The sequence below is a fragment of the Pantoea sp. X-Soil-ISGK-259 genome (genome assembly GCF_059730705.1).
The window spans coordinates 1,280,223-1,300,486 of record NZ_AP035986.1; the positions used below are offsets into that span (position 1 = coordinate 1,280,223).

The 20,264-nt window shown below is 55.2% G+C and carries 16 protein-coding genes; 11 read left to right on the top strand and 5 right to left on the bottom strand.

Features of this window, described 5'->3' with window-relative positions:
- Positions 1-679 precede the first annotated feature (679 nt).
- The gene (locus tag AC6I77_RS05900; protein WP_003850507.1) at positions 680-1,081 is read left to right on the top strand and encodes an H-NS family histone-like protein; all 402 of its coding nucleotides are present in this window, start codon (positions 680-682) and stop codon (positions 1,079-1,081) included.
- A gap of 178 nt (positions 1,082-1,259) precedes the next feature.
- Positions 1,260-2,852 carry an ABC-F family ATPase gene (locus tag AC6I77_RS05905; RefSeq protein WP_008925818.1) on the top strand — a complete coding sequence of 531 codons (1,593 nt, stop codon included), beginning with the start codon at positions 1,260-1,262 and terminating at the stop codon, positions 2,850-2,852.
- A gap of 526 nt (positions 2,853-3,378) precedes the next feature.
- On the opposite strand, the gene moeB is transcribed toward AC6I77_RS05905, so the two are convergent.
- Positions 3,379-4,137, bottom strand: coding sequence for a molybdopterin-synthase adenylyltransferase MoeB (gene moeB / locus AC6I77_RS05910; protein WP_105099361.1), 759 nt, complete (start codon positions 4,135-4,137; stop codon positions 3,379-3,381).
- Entirely contained in the window at positions 4,138-5,373 is a 1,236-nt protein-coding gene (gene moeA, locus AC6I77_RS05915; RefSeq protein ID WP_039659277.1) for a molybdopterin molybdotransferase MoeA, read from the bottom strand.
- A gap of 256 nt (positions 5,374-5,629) precedes the next feature.
- Between moeA and AC6I77_RS05920 the strand changes: the two genes are divergently transcribed.
- From AC6I77_RS05920 to AC6I77_RS05955, 8 genes are all read left to right on the top strand, one after another.
- On the top strand, positions 5,630-6,589 hold the full coding sequence (locus tag AC6I77_RS05920) for an isoaspartyl peptidase/L-asparaginase family protein (protein WP_003852309.1): 960 nt from the start codon (positions 5,630-5,632) through the stop codon (positions 6,587-6,589).
- Positions 6,590-6,598: 9 nt separating this feature from the next.
- Positions 6,599-8,455 carry a dipeptide ABC transporter ATP-binding protein gene (locus AC6I77_RS05925; protein ID WP_105099360.1) on the top strand — a complete coding sequence of 619 codons (1,857 nt, stop codon included), beginning with the start codon at positions 6,599-6,601 and terminating at the stop codon, positions 8,453-8,455.
- Between the two features lie 54 nt (positions 8,456-8,509).
- Positions 8,510-10,045: a glutathione ABC transporter substrate-binding protein GsiB gene (gene gsiB, locus AC6I77_RS05930; RefSeq protein WP_140033576.1), complete on the top strand. Its 1,536-nt coding sequence runs from the start codon at positions 8,510-8,512 to the stop codon at positions 10,043-10,045.
- Positions 10,046-10,091: 46 nt separating this feature from the next.
- Positions 10,092-11,021, top strand: coding sequence for a glutathione ABC transporter permease GsiC (gene gsiC, locus AC6I77_RS05935; protein ID WP_497816760.1), 930 nt, complete (start codon positions 10,092-10,094; stop codon positions 11,019-11,021).
- Positions 11,018-11,923: a glutathione ABC transporter permease GsiD gene (gene gsiD, locus AC6I77_RS05940; RefSeq protein ID WP_003852316.1), complete on the top strand. Its 906-nt coding sequence runs from the start codon at positions 11,018-11,020 to the stop codon at positions 11,921-11,923. The genes gsiC and gsiD overlap by 4 nt, the downstream gene beginning before the upstream one ends.
- Positions 11,920-12,369: a DUF4385 domain-containing protein gene (locus tag AC6I77_RS05945; RefSeq protein WP_078804212.1), complete on the top strand. Its 450-nt coding sequence runs from the start codon at positions 11,920-11,922 to the stop codon at positions 12,367-12,369. The genes gsiD and AC6I77_RS05945 overlap by 4 nt, the downstream gene beginning before the upstream one ends.
- A gap of 395 nt (positions 12,370-12,764) precedes the next feature.
- Positions 12,765-13,400, top strand: a complete 636-nt coding sequence (locus AC6I77_RS05950; protein ID WP_003852320.1) for a carbonic anhydrase — start codon at positions 12,765-12,767, stop codon at positions 13,398-13,400.
- 118 nt (positions 13,401-13,518) lie between these two features.
- Positions 13,519-14,655, top strand: coding sequence for a PQQ-dependent sugar dehydrogenase (locus AC6I77_RS05955; RefSeq protein ID WP_003852322.1), 1,137 nt, complete (start codon positions 13,519-13,521; stop codon positions 14,653-14,655).
- Positions 14,656-14,793: 138 nt separating this feature from the next.
- Here AC6I77_RS05955 and AC6I77_RS05960 read toward each other — a convergent pair whose 3' ends face one another.
- The gene (locus tag AC6I77_RS05960) at positions 14,794-15,450 is read right to left on the bottom strand and encodes an HAD family hydrolase (RefSeq protein ID WP_003852323.1); all 657 of its coding nucleotides are present in this window, start codon (positions 15,448-15,450) and stop codon (positions 14,794-14,796) included.
- Positions 15,451-15,722: 272 nt separating this feature from the next.
- On the opposite strand from AC6I77_RS05960, the gene AC6I77_RS05965 reads away from it, so the two are divergent.
- Positions 15,723-16,925, top strand: a complete 1,203-nt coding sequence (locus tag AC6I77_RS05965; RefSeq protein ID WP_497816761.1) for a serine hydrolase — start codon at positions 15,723-15,725, stop codon at positions 16,923-16,925.
- Positions 16,926-17,421: 496 nt separating this feature from the next.
- On the opposite strand, the gene ybjG is transcribed toward AC6I77_RS05965, so the two are convergent.
- Both ybjG and AC6I77_RS05975 read right to left on the bottom strand, forming a co-directional pair.
- A complete protein-coding gene (ybjG, locus tag AC6I77_RS05970; RefSeq protein WP_039661079.1) occupies positions 17,422-18,027 on the bottom strand; it encodes an undecaprenyl-diphosphate phosphatase in 606 nt (201 codons plus the stop codon).
- Positions 18,028-18,330: 303 nt separating this feature from the next.
- A complete protein-coding gene (locus AC6I77_RS05975; protein WP_003849258.1) occupies positions 18,331-20,019 on the bottom strand; it encodes an aspartate:alanine antiporter in 1,689 nt (562 codons plus the stop codon).
- Positions 20,020-20,264: the final 245 nt, after the last annotated feature.

A 20,264-nucleotide genomic window follows, 5' to 3' on the forward strand; every position in this document is an offset into this window, starting at 1 on the left:
CCGGAATATTATCAGCGCTTTTGACCGGCAATTATTTTTACGTTACCGGCCATCCTGGATTCTGAGCCGTGTCACCTTTCTGAATTTATTTCTTTGACGATTCTTTAATGCAACTTACGACTGTTAAGGTGAGAGCACGTGATCATTCACCAGGCGGAGTCAGACCCTACAGTTATTGCACAGCCGGTCGGGCTGCGAATAATCTGACGCTGCTGGAAATCTCACCGTTAAAAAAGGGCTGGCTGCACGCTGAGGGATAATTAAAAAAAACACGCGAGCGGTAATAATTTTGCACTATTTAAGGTGGGGGAGGCGGTTTTTCAGGCATGATCTGTAAGCTGGTGTGACAGAGATCTCAATCAGGGCACGCGTTTAATCAGCTATCAACGAACCTTTAATTGCAATTAATGACGCGCTGTAGTGCGCGTTTAGCGAAAATCGTTAACGCCTGTTGCCGGTATAACAAGGCTGAAATCGTTTTCATCGGTTAAGTAAAAGGGCGATTTGTTGTTAATTCAGCGTTAATAAATTACCAGCCACTGCCGATTTAATAGTAAGATTTTAACTGAAATTAAAACTTAGGAATTATCTGTAGCGTAAAAATAATTTATTTTTTTATTTGAATTAGGTAGTCTTGGCGCTACAGTTTTATTAACCCCCCTTAATCAAGGACATTGTGATGAGTGACGCATTTAAGGTACTGAACAATATTCGCACATTACGTGCCCAGGCTCGTGAACTGCCACTGACCGATCTTGAAGAGATCCTGGAAAAATTAACGGTAGTCGTTACTGAGCGCCGCGAAGAAGCAGAAGCGGAAGAGACACAGAATCGCGAAAAAGAAGAAAAGCTGTCTAAATATCGCGAAATGCTGCTGGCTGACGGCATCGATCCTAATGAATTATTAGGTGCGCTGGAGAGCGGAAAAAAACGCACCAAGCGTGCGCCGCGTCCGGCTAAATATTCTTACACCGACGAAAATGGTGAGCAGAAATCCTGGACTGGCCAGGGCCGTACCCCGGCAGCGATCAAAAAAGCGCTGGATTCCGGTAAAAGCCTGGACAGTTTCCTGATCGATTGATCAACACAATCCTTGTAAGTGGGAGCCGGGGGGCCAATATGGCCCTCCGGCTTTTTTATTTCTGCCGGGATATCAATCACCCCGCCAGGAATCCACGCCTGACGCTGGCGTGCGCTGCGTCACATCTGGCATAATAGCCGCCGTTTTTTCATCCATTCTCTTCACAAAGGTCAATGCCGTGTTAGTTAGCAGCAATATCACCATGCAGTTTGGCAGCAAGCCACTGTTCGAAAATATCTCCGTTAAATTTGGCGGCGGTAATCGTTACGGTTTAATCGGTGCGAACGGCAGCGGAAAATCCACCTTCATGAAGATTTTGGGTGGCGATCTGGTGCCTTCAGGCGGCAACGTCTCTTACGATCCTAATGAGCGTATCGGTAAGCTGCGTCAGGATCAGTTTGCCTTTGAAGAATTCAGCGTACTGGACACCGTAATCATGGGTCACCATGAATTATGGGAAGTGAAGCAGGAGCGCGACCGTATTTATTCTTTGCCCGAGATGAGCGAAGAAGAGGGGTATAAAGTCGGCGATCTTGAAGCGCTCTACGGTGAGATGGACGGCTATAGCGCCGAGTCCCGTGCCGGTGAGTTATTGCTCGGCGTGGGTATTCCGGTTGAGCAACATTACGGCCCGATGAGCGAAATTGCGCCGGGCTTTAAATTGCGTGTGTTGCTGGCACAGGCGCTGTTTTCAAATCCCGATATTTTGTTACTCGACGAACCGACGAACAACCTGGACATCGACACTATTCGCTGGCTGGAGCAGGTGCTGAACGAGCGTGACAGCACCATGATTATCATTTCGCATGACCGTCATTTCCTTAATATGGTCTGCACTCACATGGCCGATCTGGATTATGGCGAGCTGCGGGTTTATTCCGGTAATTATGACGAATATATGACCGCTGCAACGCAGGCACGTGAACGTCTGTTATCAGATAACGCGAAGAAGAAAGCGCAGATTGCTGACTTACAATCGTTCGTCAGTCGTTTTAGTGCTAACGCCTCTAAATCGCGTCAGGCGACATCACGCGCCAAGCAGATGGATAAAATTAAACTGGATGAAGTGAAAGCGTCCAGTCGTCAGAACCCATTTATCCGCTTTGAGCAGGACAAGAAGTTGTTCCGTAATGCGCTGGAAGTGGAAGGTTTAACTAAAGGCTTTGATAACGGTCCGCTGTTTAAGAATTTAAATCTGCTGCTGGAAGTCGGTGAGAAACTGGCGGTCATCGGTGCCAACGGTATTGGTAAGTCGACGCTGTTGAAATCGCTGGTGGGTCAGCTTACGCCAGATAATGGCACTGTTAAATGGTCAGAGAACGCACGCATTGGTTATTACGCTCAGGATCATGCCGATGATTTTGCCAATGACCTGACAGTATTTGACTGGATGAGTCAGTGGAAACAGCCTGGCGATGATGAGCAGACCATTCGCGGTATTCTGGGTCGTCTGCTGTTTTCGCAGGATGATATTAAGAAGCCGGCGAAAGTGCTTTCGGGTGGTGAGAAGGGTCGTATGCTGTTCGGTAAGCTGATGATGGAAAAACCGAACATTCTGATTATGGATGAGCCGACCAACCACCTGGATATGGAGTCGATTGAATCACTCAATATGGCGCTGGAGATGTATGAAGGCACGCTGGTGTTTGTTTCACATGACCGCGAATTTGTCAGCTCGCTGGCAACCCGCGTGATTGAGCTGAAAGCAGACAAGGTGGTGGACTTCACCGGTAATTATGAAGATTACCTGCGCAGTCAGGGTATCGTCTGATAAAAACGGGGTGGCGCAGGCCACCCCGTTTTTTTGGTGCTGATGAGAGAGCTGAATGCTTATTGATTGTCAGAGGGTGTGGGTTGGGCTGATTGCCACGCTCATAGGTTATCTGACAGCAACGCAAATGCTCAAGGCGCAGGGAACACGGGCAGAGGAGGAAAGCGTCCCGCGCCATGGACGGCGTGGGCCGAGCATCCATGGATGGTTTAAGCGACTTTCCGATCTGCCCGTGTTCCTGAAGCAGATCTCAATCTGATCGCTAAGCATTCACACTCTTATCAGCTGAGCGGGCTTCAGGGAGCATACGTGTTTCGCAAAGACACAAAAGACCCCGTCACTGGCATGCTCAGCGCGGGCGATTACGCACCTCATCCCTGAGGTGCGCTCGTAACCCGGCCAACGCATTGCGTTGTTCAAAAAACGCTCCCGGCGTTTTTATCCGGGCGGCGCGATGCTTTGCTACAGGCGTATGCTCCCTTCGCTTTAAGTTTTGAGCTGTCTGCGAACGGATATCTGCAGAAGGTTAATCTCCACCGCCACACACTTCACAGTGCGCGTCCTGCGCGACTTTCATGCTGCGGAACTCCGCGCTCATCGCATCGTACATCAGCAACCGGCTGGTGGCGGGTGTGCCAAAGGCGGTCAGTACTTTAATCCCTTCCATCGCCTGCATTGCACCAATGACGCCAACCAGCGGGGCCATGACGCCCGCTTCCACGCAACTCAGGGTCTGTTCGCCAAACAGGCGGCTGATGCAGCGATAGCAGGGCGTGCCGGGCTGCCAGTTAAATACGCTGATCTGACCTTCCATCCGAATTGCGGCGCCCGAGACCAGTGGCACCCGCTGCTGCCGACAGAGCCGGTTAAGCTGCTCACGCACCGCAACATTGTCGGTGCAGTCCAGCACCACCTGCTGCCGGGCAATCAACGCCAGCAGCGCTGCGTCCTCCAGCTGTCCATTGACCGGATGCAGCAGGCAGTGCGGATTGATAGCGGCCAGGCTTTGCGCGGCAGAGTCCACTTTGGCGCGGCCAATATCCACGTCATGGTGCAGAATCTGCCGTTGCAGATTAGAGTGCGACACGGTATCGAAGTCGAGCAGTGTCATGTTGCCGACGCCCGCAGACGCCAGATAGGGCGCGGCGGCGCAGCCGAGTCCCCCCAGCCCGACAACCAGCGCATGACTCGCTTTGAGCCGCTCCTGACCGTCGAAATCAAAGCCGCGCAGGACAATCTGCCGGTTGTAGCGCAGTATCTCCTCATCGCTTAATTCAGGCACCATTTATGCCTCCAGCAAGGCGTTGAACGGTTCTACCTCAACCCATTCGCCCGGCTCAACGTTTCCGCGTTCACGTTCCAGCACGATGAAACAGTTCGCCTGGGCAAAAGAGCTGAAGACGTGTGAACCCTGCATTCCGGTCGTCTCCACCTCCAGATCACCCTGTGCGTTCTGGCGCAGGATGCCGCGCTGGAAGTCGAGGCGGCCCGGCGACTTTTTCAGTCGCGAGGCGCTGCGCACTTTCTGACGGGGCGGCAAGGCGGATTTTTGCTGGCCGGTAAGGGTGGCAAGCAGCGGCTGTACCAGCTGATAGAAGGTCACGGCGGCGGAGACCGGATTGCCGGGCAGACCGCAGAACCAGCTGCTGTTAAGACGACCAAAGGCAAATGGTTTGCCAGGCTTAATCGCCAGTTTCCAGAAACTAATCGCGCCCAGCTCTTCCAGCATATTTTTAGTGAAGTCCGCTTCGCCGACCGAGACGCCGCCGGTGCTGATCACCACATCCGCCTGCCGATCGGCTTCCTCAAATGCGGCGCGAAGGGCAGCAGGATCATCTTTGATGATGCCAAGGTCGATGACTTCACAGTTGAGCTTATGCAGCATCAGCGAGACCGCAAAACGGTTAGTGTCGTAAATCTGGCCCTCTGCCAGCGGCTCACCGACCGGCTGAAGCTCATCACCGGTGGAGAAGATAGCGACCCGCAGTTTACGTAGCACGCTCACCTGCGCGATACCCAGCGAAGCCAGCAGCGGCAGCTCGGCGGCACCCAGACGTGTTCCCGCTTCCAGCACCACATGACCTGGCTGAATGTCGTCGCCGGTCAGGCGGATGTTTTGTCCTGGACGCACGGGCGCGGTAATCACAATCGCATCGCCCTGAGATTCGGTCTGTTCCTGCATCACCACCGCTTCACAGCCTGCGGGCACTGGGGCACCGGTCATGATGCGAATCACGCTGCCTTGCGGCCACTCACCGCTGAACGGCGCGCCCGCAAAGGCTTTGCCCGCGACGGGTAACGGCTGGCCGCTGCTGACATCGGCCAGCCTGACGGCGTAGCCATCCATCGCAGAGTTATCAAAGGGCGGCACGGCGATCGGGGAGGTGACGGCTTTTGCCGTGATGCGGCCGACCGCGTCGGCCAGCGACACGCTCAGTGAGTCGGTAACGGGCGTCAGCTGTGACAGCATTTTTTGTTGCGCCTCCTCAAGGGAGATCAAACCTGCAGTAAAACTTTCCATAAACAGTCCAGCCTGGTTAACTCAGATGCTGCCTATTATGAGTCGGATTAGCCGCTGAGTCACATCGGTGTCGGTCAGACGCGCCGGTTGTTATGGCAAAAATGAATCAGGGTGGTAAGAAAAGGTTATAACCACAGGAACAGTTTCCGCTTTACAACACTTAGCAGGCTTTCTATAGTCAAAAATCACCCAAAATGGGTGAAAACCATTTTAAATCAGTGTTTTTCGTCCTGATGCAACCACAGGGTAAAGCGTTATGGTCAATGCAGTGATCGCCATTCACGGCGGCGCGGGTGCAATTTCGCGCGCAGCAATGAGCGCTGAAAAAGAACAACACTATCGTCAGGCGCTACACGATATTGTTACTCAGGGTCAGCAGATACTGGCTCAGGGTGGCAGCGCACTGGATGCGGTGACGGAGGCCGTGCGACTGCTGGAGGAGTGTCCACTTTTCAACGCCGGTAAAGGCGCGGTGTTCACCCATCAGGGCACTCATGAACTTGATGCCTGCATCATGGATGGGCGTACGCTGGATGTGGGCGCGGTCGCGGGCGTGACGCGGGTGCGTAATCCGGTGCTGGCGGCACGTGCCGTGCTGGAAAAAAGCGAGCATGTGCTGTTTATCGGCGAGGGTGCAGAGCAGTTTGCCGTAGCGAACGGGCTGGAAATGGTTGCACAAGATTACTTCTCAACGCCGGAACGCTGGGAGCAGTTGCAGCGCGCGCTGAACAGCGATACCGCGGTGCTGGACCACGATGGTGCCGCGCACAGCGACGACCCGCTCGATCCGGACCGCAAGTTCGGTACGGTAGGCGCCGTCGCGCTGGATCTGGCAGGCAACCTGGCTGCAGCTACCTCAACGGGCGGTATGACCAATAAACAGGCCGGGCGGGTCGGCGACTCACCGCTACCGGGTGCGGGCTGCTACGCCAGCAACGACAGCGTGGCCGTCTCCTGTACCGGCACCGGTGAAGTCTTTATGCGCACGCTGGCGGCCTACGATGTGGCTGCGCAGATGCGCTACGCCGGACGTTCGCTGCAGCAGGCTACGGTTAATGTCATTCATGACAGCGTGCTGGAACTGGGCGGCAGCGGCGGGCTGATTGCGGTGGATCGTGCAGGTAACGTGGCGCTGCCGTTTAACAGCGAAGGCATGTATCGGGGTGTTGGGCGCGTCGGCGAAGCGGCGGACGTCGCGATATATCGCGAAAGTTAAGGAGCAGTGATGAGCGACAGGCAAACGTTACCGCCGCTGGCCCCTGAACAGGTACTCGCGGTGCGCGATCTCAATGTGCGTTTTCAGCACGAAGACACCGTCACGGATGCGGTGCGTCATTTGTCACTCGATCTGTTTCGGGGCGAAACGCTGGCGCTGGTGGGGGAGTCAGGTTCGGGGAAATCGGTCACCTCGCTGGCGCTGATGAGACTGATTGAGCAGGCGGGCGGAATCGTCAGCGGAGAAGTGCAATTGCGCCGTCGCAACGGCGACGTGCTGGATCTGATGCGCGCCTCAAAAGGTCAGATGCGCCGGGTGCGCGGCGCGGATATGGCGATGATCTTTCAGGAGCCGATGACCTCACTGAATCCGGTCTTCTCCGTGGGCGAGCAGATTGCCGAATCCATTCGTCTGCACCAGGGCCTGAGCCACGCCGGGGCGCTGGCAGAGGCGCGCCGGATGCTGGATCTGGTGCGCATTCCCGATGCGCAGAATGTCTTATCCCGCTTTCCGCATCAGTTGTCGGGTGGGATGCGCCAGCGCGTGATGATTGCGATGGCGCTCTGCTGCAAGCCGGCGTTGCTGATTGCCGATGAACCGACCACCGCGCTTGACGTCACCATTCAGGCGCAGATTCTGCAGCTCATCCGCGTGCTGCAAAAAGAGATGCAGATGGGGGTGATTTTTATCACTCACGATATGGGCGTGGTCGCCGAAATGGCCGACCGGGTGCAGGTGATGTATCGCGGCGAAGTAGTGGAAAATGCTCCGGTCGCCGAGCTGTTCAGCGCACCACAGCAGCCCTATACACAGGCGCTGCTGGCGGCGGTGCCAAAACTCGGCTCGATGCAGGGGCAGCCTTTACCCGCCAAATTCCCCTTGCTGCACAGTGATGCCGTTGATGATGTGCCGCAGGATACGGTACGCCGCCTGCAGCCGCCGATTTTGCAGGTGCGCGATCTGGTCACCCGCTTTGATATTCGCGGTGGTCTGCTGAATCGGGTTAAAAGCCGGGTTCATGCCGTCGAAAAAGTCAGTTTTGATCTCTATGCCGGTGAGACGCTTGCACTGGTGGGGGAGTCTGGCTGTGGTAAATCGACCACCGGCCGCTCGCTGCTGAAGCTGGTGGCCAGTCAGGGCGGCACGCTGACGTTTGACGGCCAGCGAATAGATCATCTCTCCGGTGCCGCGCTGGCCCATCTGCGGCGTGATATTCAGTTTATCTTCCAGGATCCCTACGCCTCGCTGGATCCCCGGCTGACGGTCGGCTTCTCCATTATGGAGCCGCTGCTGGTCCACAAGGCGATGCCGCGTCGCGAGGCGGAGCAGCGCGTTGCCTGGTTGCTGGATAAAGTGGGACTGCTGCCGGAACATGCTCAGCGTTATCCGCATGAATTTTCTGGCGGGCAGCGTCAGCGCATCTGTATAGCCCGCGCGCTGGCGCTGAACCCCAAAGTGGTGATTGCCGACGAGTCCGTCTCGGCGCTGGATGTGTCGATTCAGGCGCAGATTATTAATCTGATGCTCGACCTGCAGCGCGAGTTTGGCATCGCCTTCCTGTTTATTTCCCACGATATGGCGGTGGTGGAGCGTATCAGCCACCGCGTGGCGGTGATGTATCTCGGTCAGATTGTCGAGATGGGGCCGCGTCAGGCGGTGTTTGAACAGCCTCAGCATCCCTACACCCGAAAACTCATGGCAGCGGTGCCGGTCGCCGATCCGGCTCACCGGCGTCGTGAACGCGCCTTACTGGTCGATGAGATCCCCAGTCCGATCCATGCGTTAGGGGATGAACCTGAAGTGGCGCCGCTGATGGAGGTGGCTCCGGGCCATTTCGTCGCCCGCCACATTATCAGCGCGACCTGAACAGTGACAATGTCGCCCCGGCGACCAACCCGACAGGGATTACAGGAGAACAAGATGCAGATGACGATGCGTAAAGGGTTACTGGCAGCTGGCGTGTTAAGCAGCGCAATGACATTGCCCGCCTGGGCAGCACAGGATGCGGTGATTGCCGTCGCGTCCAACTTCACCACGCTCGATCCCTATGACGCCAATGACACACTGTCGCAGGCGGTCGCGAAATCCTTCTATCAGGGTCTGTTTGGCTTCGATAAGGATATGAAACTGACTAACGTGCTGGCAGAGAGCTATCAGGCCAGCGCCGACGGCCTGACGTATACCATCAAGCTGCGTCCTGGCGTGAAGTTCCAGGATGGCACGGATTTCAATGCGGAAGCGGTAAAGGTCAACCTCGATCGTGCCAGCAACCCGGATAACCATCTCAAGCGCTACAACCTGTTTAAACGCATCGCCAGTACGGAAGTCGTGGATCCGACGACGGTAAAAGTGACGCTGAAAGAGCCGTTCTCTGCCTTTATCAACAACCTGGCCCATCCGGCGGCGGCGATGATTTCGCCAGCCGCGCTGAAAAAATATGGCAAAGAGATCGGTTTCCATCCGGTAGGAACCGGCCCGTTTGTGTTTGAAACCTGGAACCAGACCGATTTTGTGAAAGTGAAGAAGTGGGACGGTTACTGGAAGCCGGGCTATCCGAAGCTGGACAGCATCACCTGGCGTCCGGTGGTGGACAACAACACCCGTGCGGCGATGCTGCAGACCGGCGAAGCAAACTTTGCTTTCCCGGTGCCTTATGAGCAGGTGAAACTGCTGGAAAAGAACAGCAAGCTGGATGTGGTGACCTCACCTTCCATTATGCAGCGTTATATCAGCCTCAACGTCACTCAGAAGCCGTTCGACAACCCGAAGGTACGTGAGGCGCTGGAATATGCCATCAACCGTCAGGCGCTGGCGAAAGTGGCTTTCTCCGGTTATGCCACACCCGCTACCGGCATCGTGCCGTCCGCTGTCGACTTTGCACAGACCTATCCGGCCATCAGCTACGATCCAGCCAAAGCCCGTGCGTTGCTGAAAGAGGCGGGTTATCCGAACGGGTTTGAAACTACGCTCTGGTCGTCACATAACCACAGCACCGCGCAGAAAGTGTTGCAGTTCACTCAGCAGCAGCTGGCGCAGGTTGGCGTGAAGGTAAAAGTCACGGCGATGGATGCGGGCCAGCGTGCCGCAGAAGTGGAGGGCAAGGGCCAAAAAGAGAGCGGCGTGCGGATGTTCTACACCGGCTGGTCCGCTTCAACGGGCGAAGCAGACTGGGCGCTGACGCCACTGTTTGCTACCGCAGCCTGGCCACCGGCGATCTTTAACACGGCGTTTTACAGCAATCCTAAGGTGGATAAAGATCTGGCCGATGCGCTGAAAACCACTGACCGTGCAGAGAAAGCGCGCTTGTATAAAGATGCGCAGGACACCATCTGGCAGGACCATCCGTGGATCCCGCTGGTGGTGGAGCAGCTGGTTTCTGCCAACAGCAAAAACCTCAGCGGTTTTTATGTGATGCCCGATACCTCATTCAATTTTGATGAGGCCACTCTGAAGTAACGGAGCCGGCCAGCCTGCGTGGCTGGCCGCAGCTGCAGGATGTTGCATGTTTAACTATTTTCTTAAACGACTGTTGGGGCTGATTCCAACGCTGCTGATAGTGGCGGTGCTGGTGTTCCTGTTTGTTCATATGCTGCCGGGCGATCCGGCACGCCTGATTGCCGGGCCGGAAGCTGATGCCTCCGTGGTGGCGCTGGTGCGTCAGGAACTGGGGTTGGATCAGCCGCTGCCGCAACAGTTCTGGCACTTTATGCTGAATGCGCTGCAGGGTGATTTCGGCCAGTCGATGGTCTCAAAGCGGCCGGTTGCGGATGAGATCGCCTCGCGCTTTATGCCGACCCTGTGGCTGACGCTGGCCAGCATGATCTGGGCGGTGATTTTTGGCATGACCATCGGCATTGTTTCGGCTGTCTGGCGCAACCGCTGGCCTGACAGGCTGGGGATGACGCTGGCGGTATCGGGCATCTCGTTTCCCGCCTTTTCGCTGGGCATGCTGCTGATGCAGGTCTTCTCAGTGGAGCTGGGCTGGCTGCCAACCGTCGGTGCTGACAGCTGGAAACATTACATTCTGCCCTCGATCACCTTAGGTGCGGCGGTGGCGGCGGTAATGGCACGCTTTACCCGCGCGTCGTTCGTGGAGGTGATGCAGGAAGATTACATGCGCACCGCCAGGGCTAAAGGGGTACGCGAGTCGCTGGTGGTGGTGAAACACGGCCTTCGCAACGCGATGATCCCGGTGGTGACGATGATGGGGCTGCAGTTTGGTTTTCTGCTGGGGGGATCGATCGTCGTCGAAGTGGTGTTTAACTGGCCGGGACTGGGCCGTCTGCTGGTCGACTCGGTGGCGATGCGCGACTATCCGGTTATTCAGGCAGAGGTGCTGCTGTTTTCACTGGAGTTTATTCTGATCAATCTGTTTGTCGACATGCTCTATGCGGTGATCAATCCCGCTATTCGCTTTAAGGAGTCGCGATGAAAAACTGGCGACGTGAAGCGGCCCTGAAAACAATGCCGCTGATTGCGGAGAACCGGGTTCGTACGCCATGGCGAGAGTTCTGGCGGCGCTTCCGGCAGCAGCCGGTGGCGCTGCTGGCCGGCGCGTTTGTACTGCTGCTGATTGTGCTGGCGGTTATCGCTCCGTGGATTGCGCCGTTCGACGCAGAGAACTACTTCGATTATGACCGGCTCAATGAGGGCCCGTCCCTGATTCACCTGTTTGGTGTCGATTCGCTGGGTCGTGATATTTTCAGCCGGGTGCTGGTCGGGACGCGTATTTCCCTGATTGCCGGTTTCTTTTCGGTGGTGATCGGCGCATTGATTGGCACGCTGTTTGGGCTGCTTGCCGGGTATTACGAAGGCTGGTGGGACCGCATTACCATGCGCATCTGTGACGTGCTGTTCGCGTTTCCCGGCATCCTGCTGGCAATTGCGGTGGTGGCGATCATGGGCAGCGGCATGAGCAACGTGATTGTGGCGGTGGCTATCTTCAGTATTCCCGCCTTTGCCCGCCTGGTGCGCGGCAATACGCTGGTGCTGAAGCATCAGACCTATATTGAGTCAGCACGCAGTATTGGCGCGTCTGACTGGACCATTCTGATGCGGCATATCCTGCCCGGTACGGTATCGCCGATTGTGGTCTATTTCACCATGCGGGTCGGCACTTCGATCATCACCGCTGCCAGCCTGTCGTTTCTGGGGCTGGGTGCACAACCGCCCACACCGGAGTGGGGCGCGATGCTGAATGAGGCGCGTGCCGACATGGTGATTGCGCCTCATGTAGCGATTTTCCCCAGTCTGGCCATTTTCTTCACGGTTCTGGCATTTAATTTACTGGGAGACGGGCTGCGTGACGCACTTGATCCTAAACTAAAGAGATGAAACCTTTCGATTATGATCAGGACTTCAGCACGATTGATTTCCGCCAGCATCCCGAGCGTTATCAGGTCGGGCGAGGCGAGCAGGGTGTGCTGATGGTCGAGCCTTATAAGAGCGAAATTCTGCCGCACTGGCGTTTTCGCACTGTCCCCATTGCTGAAGAGTCGGCTGAGAAAATCATGGCGCTGTTTGAGGATTACCGGCGTCAGGATGATTTTGTCGGTATGGATATGGCGCGCAAATTTATCCAGATGGGGTATACCCGAGCGCGTCGCTACAGCAATCATAAAGGCGGACGCAAGTATGACGCAGACGGCAAAGAGCTGCCGCGCGGCGTCAACGAAGAGAAAGCCGCAGCGGCGGCCATTTTCAAAGCGTACTGGGATAAACTTCGGGAAGATGAGGACTATCTGAAACGTAAAAAAGCGCATCAGCAACGGTATGGCTGAGTGCTGATTCCCCCCGGCGGCCTGTCGCGCAGCATTGCGGTTCAGGCGGCCCTCCAGCGTGTGCCACATCCGCTGACGTAAAAGTGAAAGTACGTCCACCTGCTATGTCGTGCGTAAAGTAGTGAAAAAACGCGTAAAAGCGGAGCGCGATCTCAGGTAAAAAAAGCAGACAGATCAAACGTTACCTTTTCCAGTAACTTCCCGTGCTATAAAAAGAAATCAACCAGGATGCTTCTGGCTGACCGATAAGCGAAACGCTGACAGTGGCGATGGTCCAGGGCTGACTGCAAAACTCGGGTTGATATTCACTTGTTTTCATTAATAATAAACCAGCAAACCCCACTGAGGAGGCTATGCTCCTCAGGTAATGAAATGGATAATGTGAGAGCTAAATAATGAAAGAGATCATCAACGGATTTCTGAATTTCCAGCAGAATGTGTTTCCTGAAAGGAAGGATCTTTTCAAAAGCCTGGCGTCAAATCAAAATCCGAAAGCGCTGTTCATCTCCTGTTCAGACAGCCGTCTGGTGCCTGAACTGGTAACACAGCAGGAGCCAGGAGAGCTGTTCGTTATCCGCAATGCGGGCAACATCGTTCCCTCATTCGGCCCGGAGCCAGGCGGTGTCTCTGCCACTATCGAATATGCGGTTGTCGCACTGGGTGTCTCCGACATCATCATCTGTGGTCACTCTAACTGTGGTGCCATGAATGCCATCGCCTCCTGCGCCTGCATGGATACCATGCCAGCGGTTGAGCACTGGCTGCGTTATGCCGATGCGGCAAAAGCGGTGGTTGAGCAGCGTCAGTATGACTCGCCAGAGAAGAAGCTGAACGAAATGGTCAAAGAGAACGTTATCGCCCAGCTCAACAACATGAAAACCCATCCGTCGGTCTCCGTTGCCCTGCGTAATGGCAAGCTGCGTCTGCACGGCTGGGTCTACGATATCGAAAGCGGCACCATTATGGCGCTGACCCAGGGTGGCAAGCAGTTCATCACCCTGTCGGATAATCCGGATACCTGTTTCGAGTAATGCCTTTCACCCGCTGCGTCCTGCAGCGGGTTTCCTGTTTAATCTTTTGTAAATCCTCAGGTTCACCCCGCGACGGATGACTACGCTTAAGGTCAAGCCATCCTGTCAGGAGATCCCTATGTCCCGTTTTTCGACCGCTCTGCTGCTGAGTAGCGCGCTATTCTGCGCTTCGCCGCTGTTTGCCGCTGACGTGAAAGTTGAGGTATTACAGGATAAGTTACAACATCCATGGTCCGTTGCCTTTCTGCCCGACAACAAAACCCTGCTGATTACCGAACGTAGCGGACAGTTGCGCAGCTGGAGCCCGGAGAGCGGTCTGTCGCAGCCAATCAAAGGGGTGCCGACAGTCTGGGCAGAACGGCAGAGTGGTTTGCTGGACGTGGTGCTGGCACCCGATTTTGCGACCAGCCGTCGCGTCTGGCTGAGCTACACCGAGGCGAACAGCAGCGGCAAAGCGGGCGCGGTAGTGGGCGTCGGGACGCTGAGCCAGGATAACCGGCAGCTCAGCGATTTTCGTGAGGTGATTCGGCAGACGCCGATGCTCTCCAGCGGCAACAATATCGGCACCCGGCTGGCCTTTGATACCCAGGGTTATCTCTGGATTGCATTCGGCGATAATTTTGTCAGCAGTGCGGCGCAGGATCTCGATAAGCTTCAGGGCAAGCTGCTGCGGCTGAATGCTGATGGCAGCGTGCCTGACGATAACCCGTTTGTGAAAAAGGCCGGCGCACGGCCAGAAATCTGGGCATATGGTCTGCGTAATCCGCAGGGACTGGCGCTTAACCCCTGGACCGGCATGATATGGGAAAACGAGCATGGCCCGCGAGGCGGCGATGAAGTGAATATCATGGCCCGGGGCAAGAATTACGGCTGGCCGCTGGCGACGTACGGCATTGACTACAATGGCGACAACGTGCCGGAGTCAAAAGGCACTCATGTCGCGGGCACCGAACAGCCGCTGTATCACTGGAAAGTTTCTCCGGCTATCAGCGGCATGGCGTTTTATAACAGCGCCCGTTTTCCCCAGTGGAAAAACTCGCTATTCATCGGTGCACTGAAAGAGAAAAACCTGATTCGTCTGAGTATTAACGGCGAAAAAGTGGTGGAGGAGCAGCGGCTGCTGGGGGATCAGAATGTGCGGATTCGTGATGTGCGACAGGGGCCGGATGGCTATCTCTATGTGCTGACCGATGAGGCCAATGGCAAGCTGTTGAGAGTGGGATTAGCGCAGGACGCTGGCGCATCCCGCGGCTAAAAACCTTGTCCATCAGGTGAGTTAATTTTTCAGTCTGCACCTGGCTCTGCTCGCAACCCTCGCGTACTCCATGTGCGTTCCGATTGTTCAGCGCCCAGGCTGTCTGCAAAAATTACGCCCGATGGACACGACGCTGAATCAGCGAGCCCAGTGATAAACCTGCCATCCACGGTTTAACGCTTCCTGGTGTAGCTGCGCATCCGGGTTGATGACATGGGCATGATCGGCCTGCTCCAGGAGCGGCAGGTCGTTCATTGAATCACTGTAGGCCCAGGTGCGCTCAAAGTGCTCCTGCTGCTGCAGCGCTTTCCAGTCACCCAGTCGGGTCACTTTGCCCTCTTTATAGGTCATGGTGCCGTAGGTGTTGCCGCTGTAACGCTCGTCCACGATTTCAACACCAATCGCCAGCGCGCCGCAGGCTCCGAGTTTCTCAGCAATCGGCACCACCAGATGCTCGCCGCTGGCAGAGATGATCATCACCCGGTCGCCGCGCGCCCGATGCCATTCGATCCGCTCGCGGGCGGCCGGATAGACACGAGGCAGGATGTCGCGCTGAATGAAGCGACGCACCCAGCCTTCAACGGTCAGCGTCGCCATGCCCGCCAGCGGTGAGAGCGTCTTATTCATATACTCTTCAATCGACAGCGTACCGGCATAATACTGATTCATTAATGCCTGTTCCTGATCAATCAGTTCGCTGGGAGCAAATCCCTGTGATACCAGCCAGCGCAGCCACAGGCTGGTGCTGTCTTCACAAATGAGTGTTTCATCAAGATCAAAAAGGGCTAAGTCCATGGTCGGTCTCCTCGGCTGACTGGCGTTCAGGTTAGCTGATATTTGTGACGGGCTTAACTCTTCTGCGAAAAATCGGAATTTCACGCAGTTTTGGTGGCGACAGAATCGGAAAAAAGGGGCACGCGCGCGGCGTTTATGCCAGGGTTACTCTACTAAACTCTAAAAAACTTTACGATTCGACGGTTTTTTTCACTGCCGTCAGGGGGTAGCGTTTGAGTGAGAATTTTCTGCCCCTGGAATTTCGATTTAACAAGGACAATCCGGCCAAGCTCATGACAAACACTCGCTTCTCATCTCGCCTGCGGCACTTTGCTGCCACCTCATTACTGATTCTTGCCCCCATCAGCGTTTTTGCTGAGCAGGCTCCCGCCGCGCCCGGCATTGATGCTAAAGCGTGGATTCTGATCGACTACGCCAGCGGTAAAGTGCTGATTGAATCCAGTGCCGATCAGCGTCTCGATCCCGCCAGTCTGACTAAGATGATGACGAGCTACGTAGTGGGTCAGGCAATTAAAGCAGGCAAAATCAAACCGGATGATCTGGTCACCGTCGGACAGGATGCCTGGGCGACTGGCAATCCTAAGCTGCGCGGCTCTTCGCTGATGTTCCTCAAGCCTGGCGACCGCATTCCGGTGCATGAGCTGAATAAAGGAATTGTGATTCAGTCCGGTAATGATGCCTGTATCGCGCTGGCGGATTATGTGGCAGGCAGTCAGGATTCGTTCATCGGCCTGATGAATAACTACGTGAAGGCGCTGGGACTGCAGAACACCCACTTTATGACGGTGCATGGTCTGGATGCAGAAGGGCAGTACAGCACTGCGCGGGATATGGCGCTGATTGCTCAGGCGCTGATCCGCGATGTGCCTGAAGAGTACGCCCTGAATAAAGAGAAAGAGTTCACCTTTAACAATATTCGTCAGATCAACCGCAACCGTCTGTTGTGGAGCACCAACCTCAAAGTGGATGGCGTTAAAACCGGCCATACCTCAGGCGCAGGCAATAACCTGGTGGCCTCCGCGACGGAAGGCGATATGCGTCTGATCTCGGTGGTACTCGGCACCGCCAGCGATGCGATTCGTTTCCGCGAAAGTGAAAAGCTGCTGACGTGGGGCTTCCGATTCTATGAAACAGTGACGCCAATTAAAGCGGATGCACCATTTGCGCAGCAGCGGGTCTGGTTCGGTGACAAGAGTCAGGTGAATCTGGGCGTGGCGAAAGATGCCGCGCTGACCATCCCGAAAGGGCAGATGAAGAATCTGAAGGCGAGTTTTAAACTCAATGCGCCGCAGCTTGAAGCGCCGCTGAAGAAGAATCAGGTGGTCGGCACCATCGACTTCCAGCTGGATGGCAAAACGATTGAGCAGCGTCCGCTGGTGGTGCTGCAGGACGTGCCGGAAGGCGGCTTCTTCAGCCGGATGATTGATTTCGTGATGATGAAGTTCAACGGCTGGTTCGGGAAGTGGTTTTCATAAGTCTGAGGGACGCTGAGGCGTCCCTGCTGACTGCTGGCAAACCCAAATCAGGATGCATCTGGCAGCAATGAATTAGCTTAACGTGCAGGGAACACGGTCAAAGGAGGCAAGCGTCCCGCGGCATAGACAAAAACGCCGGGAGCGTTTTTGAACAACGCAACGCGTTGGCCCGTTTACGGGCGCCCCTCAGGGATGAGGGGCGTACTAAAAACGCCGGGAGCGTTTTTGAACAACGCAACGCGTTGGCCCGTTTACGGGCACCCCTCAGGGATGAGGGGCGTACTAAAAACGCCGGGAGCGTTTTTGAACAACGCAACGCGTTGGCCTGTTTACGGGCGCCCCTCAGGGATGAGGGGCGTAATCGCGCGGGCGGAGCGAGCCATGGATGGCAGTTTTTGCGTCTTTCCGATCCGAGCGTGTTTCCTGTGCAGGCTCAGTCTTACAGCAACCAGTCCAGACTTTGTCAGCAATCTCAGGAACGCTAACAAGTCCCTTTTTAATCCTGCGTCCAGCCTTTACGAATCGGTACGGCAAACAGCGCCCGATAGAGCGGGTTGATCACTGCCAGCATCCGCTCGCCATAGAACTGCCACGCCAGATGAGACGCCAGACAACTCAGCAGACCCACCAGGAACCCACCCAGCATATCCATTGGCCAGTGAACGCCCAGGTAGACCCGCGACCAGGCGATAGCGCAACCCGCTATCATCAGCACTACGCCCGACCAGAGGCGATGCCAGAAGATAAAGGCCAGCGCAAAGGTGAAAATCGTGGTGCCGTGATCGCTGGGATAGGAGTCATCGGCGGCGTGGTGCAGGAACTGATAGCCGTAACCAATGGCAAAAGGGCGGGGATGCGGCAGCAGATGGCCGACACACCAGGAGATTGCCAGCGCATAAATCAGCGCCATACCGGTTTTCAGAACCAGCGCCCGTTGTGAAGAAACCTGATCGCGCGGTCCCCAGAGCCACATCGCCACAATTAACAGCGGCACAATGGCAATCAGGTCTTTGGCAATAAAGGTCGCGAGGTGTATTAACCAGGCGGGTGACGCCGGCGTGGCATTGATGGCAGTAAACAGTGAGTGGTTCAGCTCTTCCATTTCGGGATACATTCCTCAGCACAAATAGCTAACTTAACAGCGCACCATCCTGCTTTTTAAGACGCAATTCGTCTACGGAAAGGCTCCGAATCTGATAATGAGTTGCACAACTGTTTAAGTTTTATGACCGTTTCGGGTCAGTTTGTGGTGCTGGTGAGTGGCGCAGGGAGGAAAAAAGGGCATAAAAAAACCCGCCAGGAAAAAGACCAGCGGGCTCCACAATTTGGGGATTTCAAAGAAAAGCAGTGGCACTTATTATGACTATCGCTTAACTATAAAGTTCTGGACGCAGGCAAAAAAATTTTATAAAGGCAAAATTGGCCAGATGATCACAATCAGTGTCCCCGCCAGCGTGAGCAATACGTTGGCAATGGCATAGGTTCCGGCATACCCCAGCGCCGGAATATTGCTGCGTGCGGTATCACTGATAATCTCCATGGCCGGTGCACAGGTTCGCGCACCCATGATGGCACCAAACAGCAGGGCGCGGTTCATCCGCAACACATAGGCACCAAACAGATAGCAAATGATCACCGGAATCAGGCTCACCAGCAGGCCGCAAAGTAGCATCAGGGCACCGTCACTGCTCAGGCCGTGATTAATGCCGCTGCCAGCGCTTAATCCTACTCCCGCCATAAACACCATCAGCCCGAACTCTTTCACCATCGTCAGCGCGCCCTGCGGAATATAACCAAAGGTCGGATGGTTGGCACGGAGGAAGCCGAGCATGATACCGGCGAACAGCAGACCCGCTGCGTTACCAATACCAAAACTGAAATTGCTGAACTGGAAAGTAATCAGGCCAATCATCAGACCCACGATAAAGAAGGCGCAGAAAGCTAAAAGATCGGTCATCTGACTGTGAATCGCGATGAAACCAATGCGATCGGCCACACTTTTGACCCGTCGTGCCTCACCGCTGACCTGCAGCACATCACCTTTGTTCAGTATGATGCTGTCATCGATCGGCATCTCAATCTGACTGCGTATCACCCGGTTCAGGAAGCAGCCGTGATCGGTGAGGTTTAACTTGCTCAGGCGCTTGTTTACCGCATTATGGTTCTTCACCACGATCTCTTCGGTAACGATGCGCATATCCAGCAGATCGCGGTCAAACACCTCTTTACCATTACGAAAGCTGGGGTCGAGCCGGGCATGTGCGTCGGGATAGCCGACCAGCGAGATATCATCACCCAGCTGCAGTACCGCATCCCCATCGGGACTGGCGAGAATACCGTTGCGGCGAATACGCTCAATGTAGCAACCGGTCTGACGATAGATGCCCAGTTCACGCAGGTTTTTGCCCCCGCTCCACGCCACCAGTTCCGCGCCCACGCGATAGGCGCGAATGACGGGAAGAAAGACTTTGCGCTGGCTGTCCGCATCCAGACCGCGTTCCCGGGCAATTTGCTGGGCACAGGTGGGCAGATCCTGATGTTGCAGACGGGGCAGGTAGCGTGCGCCAAAAATCAGACTCACCAGGCCAATCAGATAGGTTACGGCATAGCCGAGGCTCAGCTGATCCTGCATGAGTGCGAGCTGCTTTGGATCGGTGATGCTTTGCCGCAGGGTATCACCCGCGCCGACCAGTACCGGCGTTGAGGTCATCGAACCGGCCAGCATGCCAGCGGTGAGGCCAATATCCCAGCCAAAGAGTTTGCCCAGCCCCAGCGCCAGCAGCAGTGCGCTGACCACCATGACGATGGCGAGCATGAAATAATTTTTGCCGTCGCGGAAGAAAATGGAAAAAAAGTTGGGACCGGCTTCAACGCCGACACAAAAAATAAACAGCATAAAGCCCAGGCTCAATGCATCGGTATTGATCGTGAAGTGTTGCTGGCCTAATAAGAGCGAAACGACTAATACGCCAATCGAATTTCCCAGCTGAACGGAGCCAAGACGCAACTTACCCAGACAAAGGCCAAGCGCTAAAACGACAAATAATAACAAAATGTCATTTCCGCTTAACAATCCTGCGACGTTAATATTCACTGTTTAACTTCTTGTTTACATGTAAGCTATTGAAGAGTAGCCTGTTTTTCGTTATCGTGAGCAGGCCGTTGAGGTTCTGTTGTATCAATGCTGTAAATGGAACCTTTACCGCGGCGCTATTCTAATCACAATTATCTTTCTCAGCCATTGGCTGTTTTCATTCGTTGCCACAACGAACTGTTTCTTTTTATTTCCATCTGAACGCATCAGGGATATCAGCAGGTTATTGTCGGGGTTATTTTTAA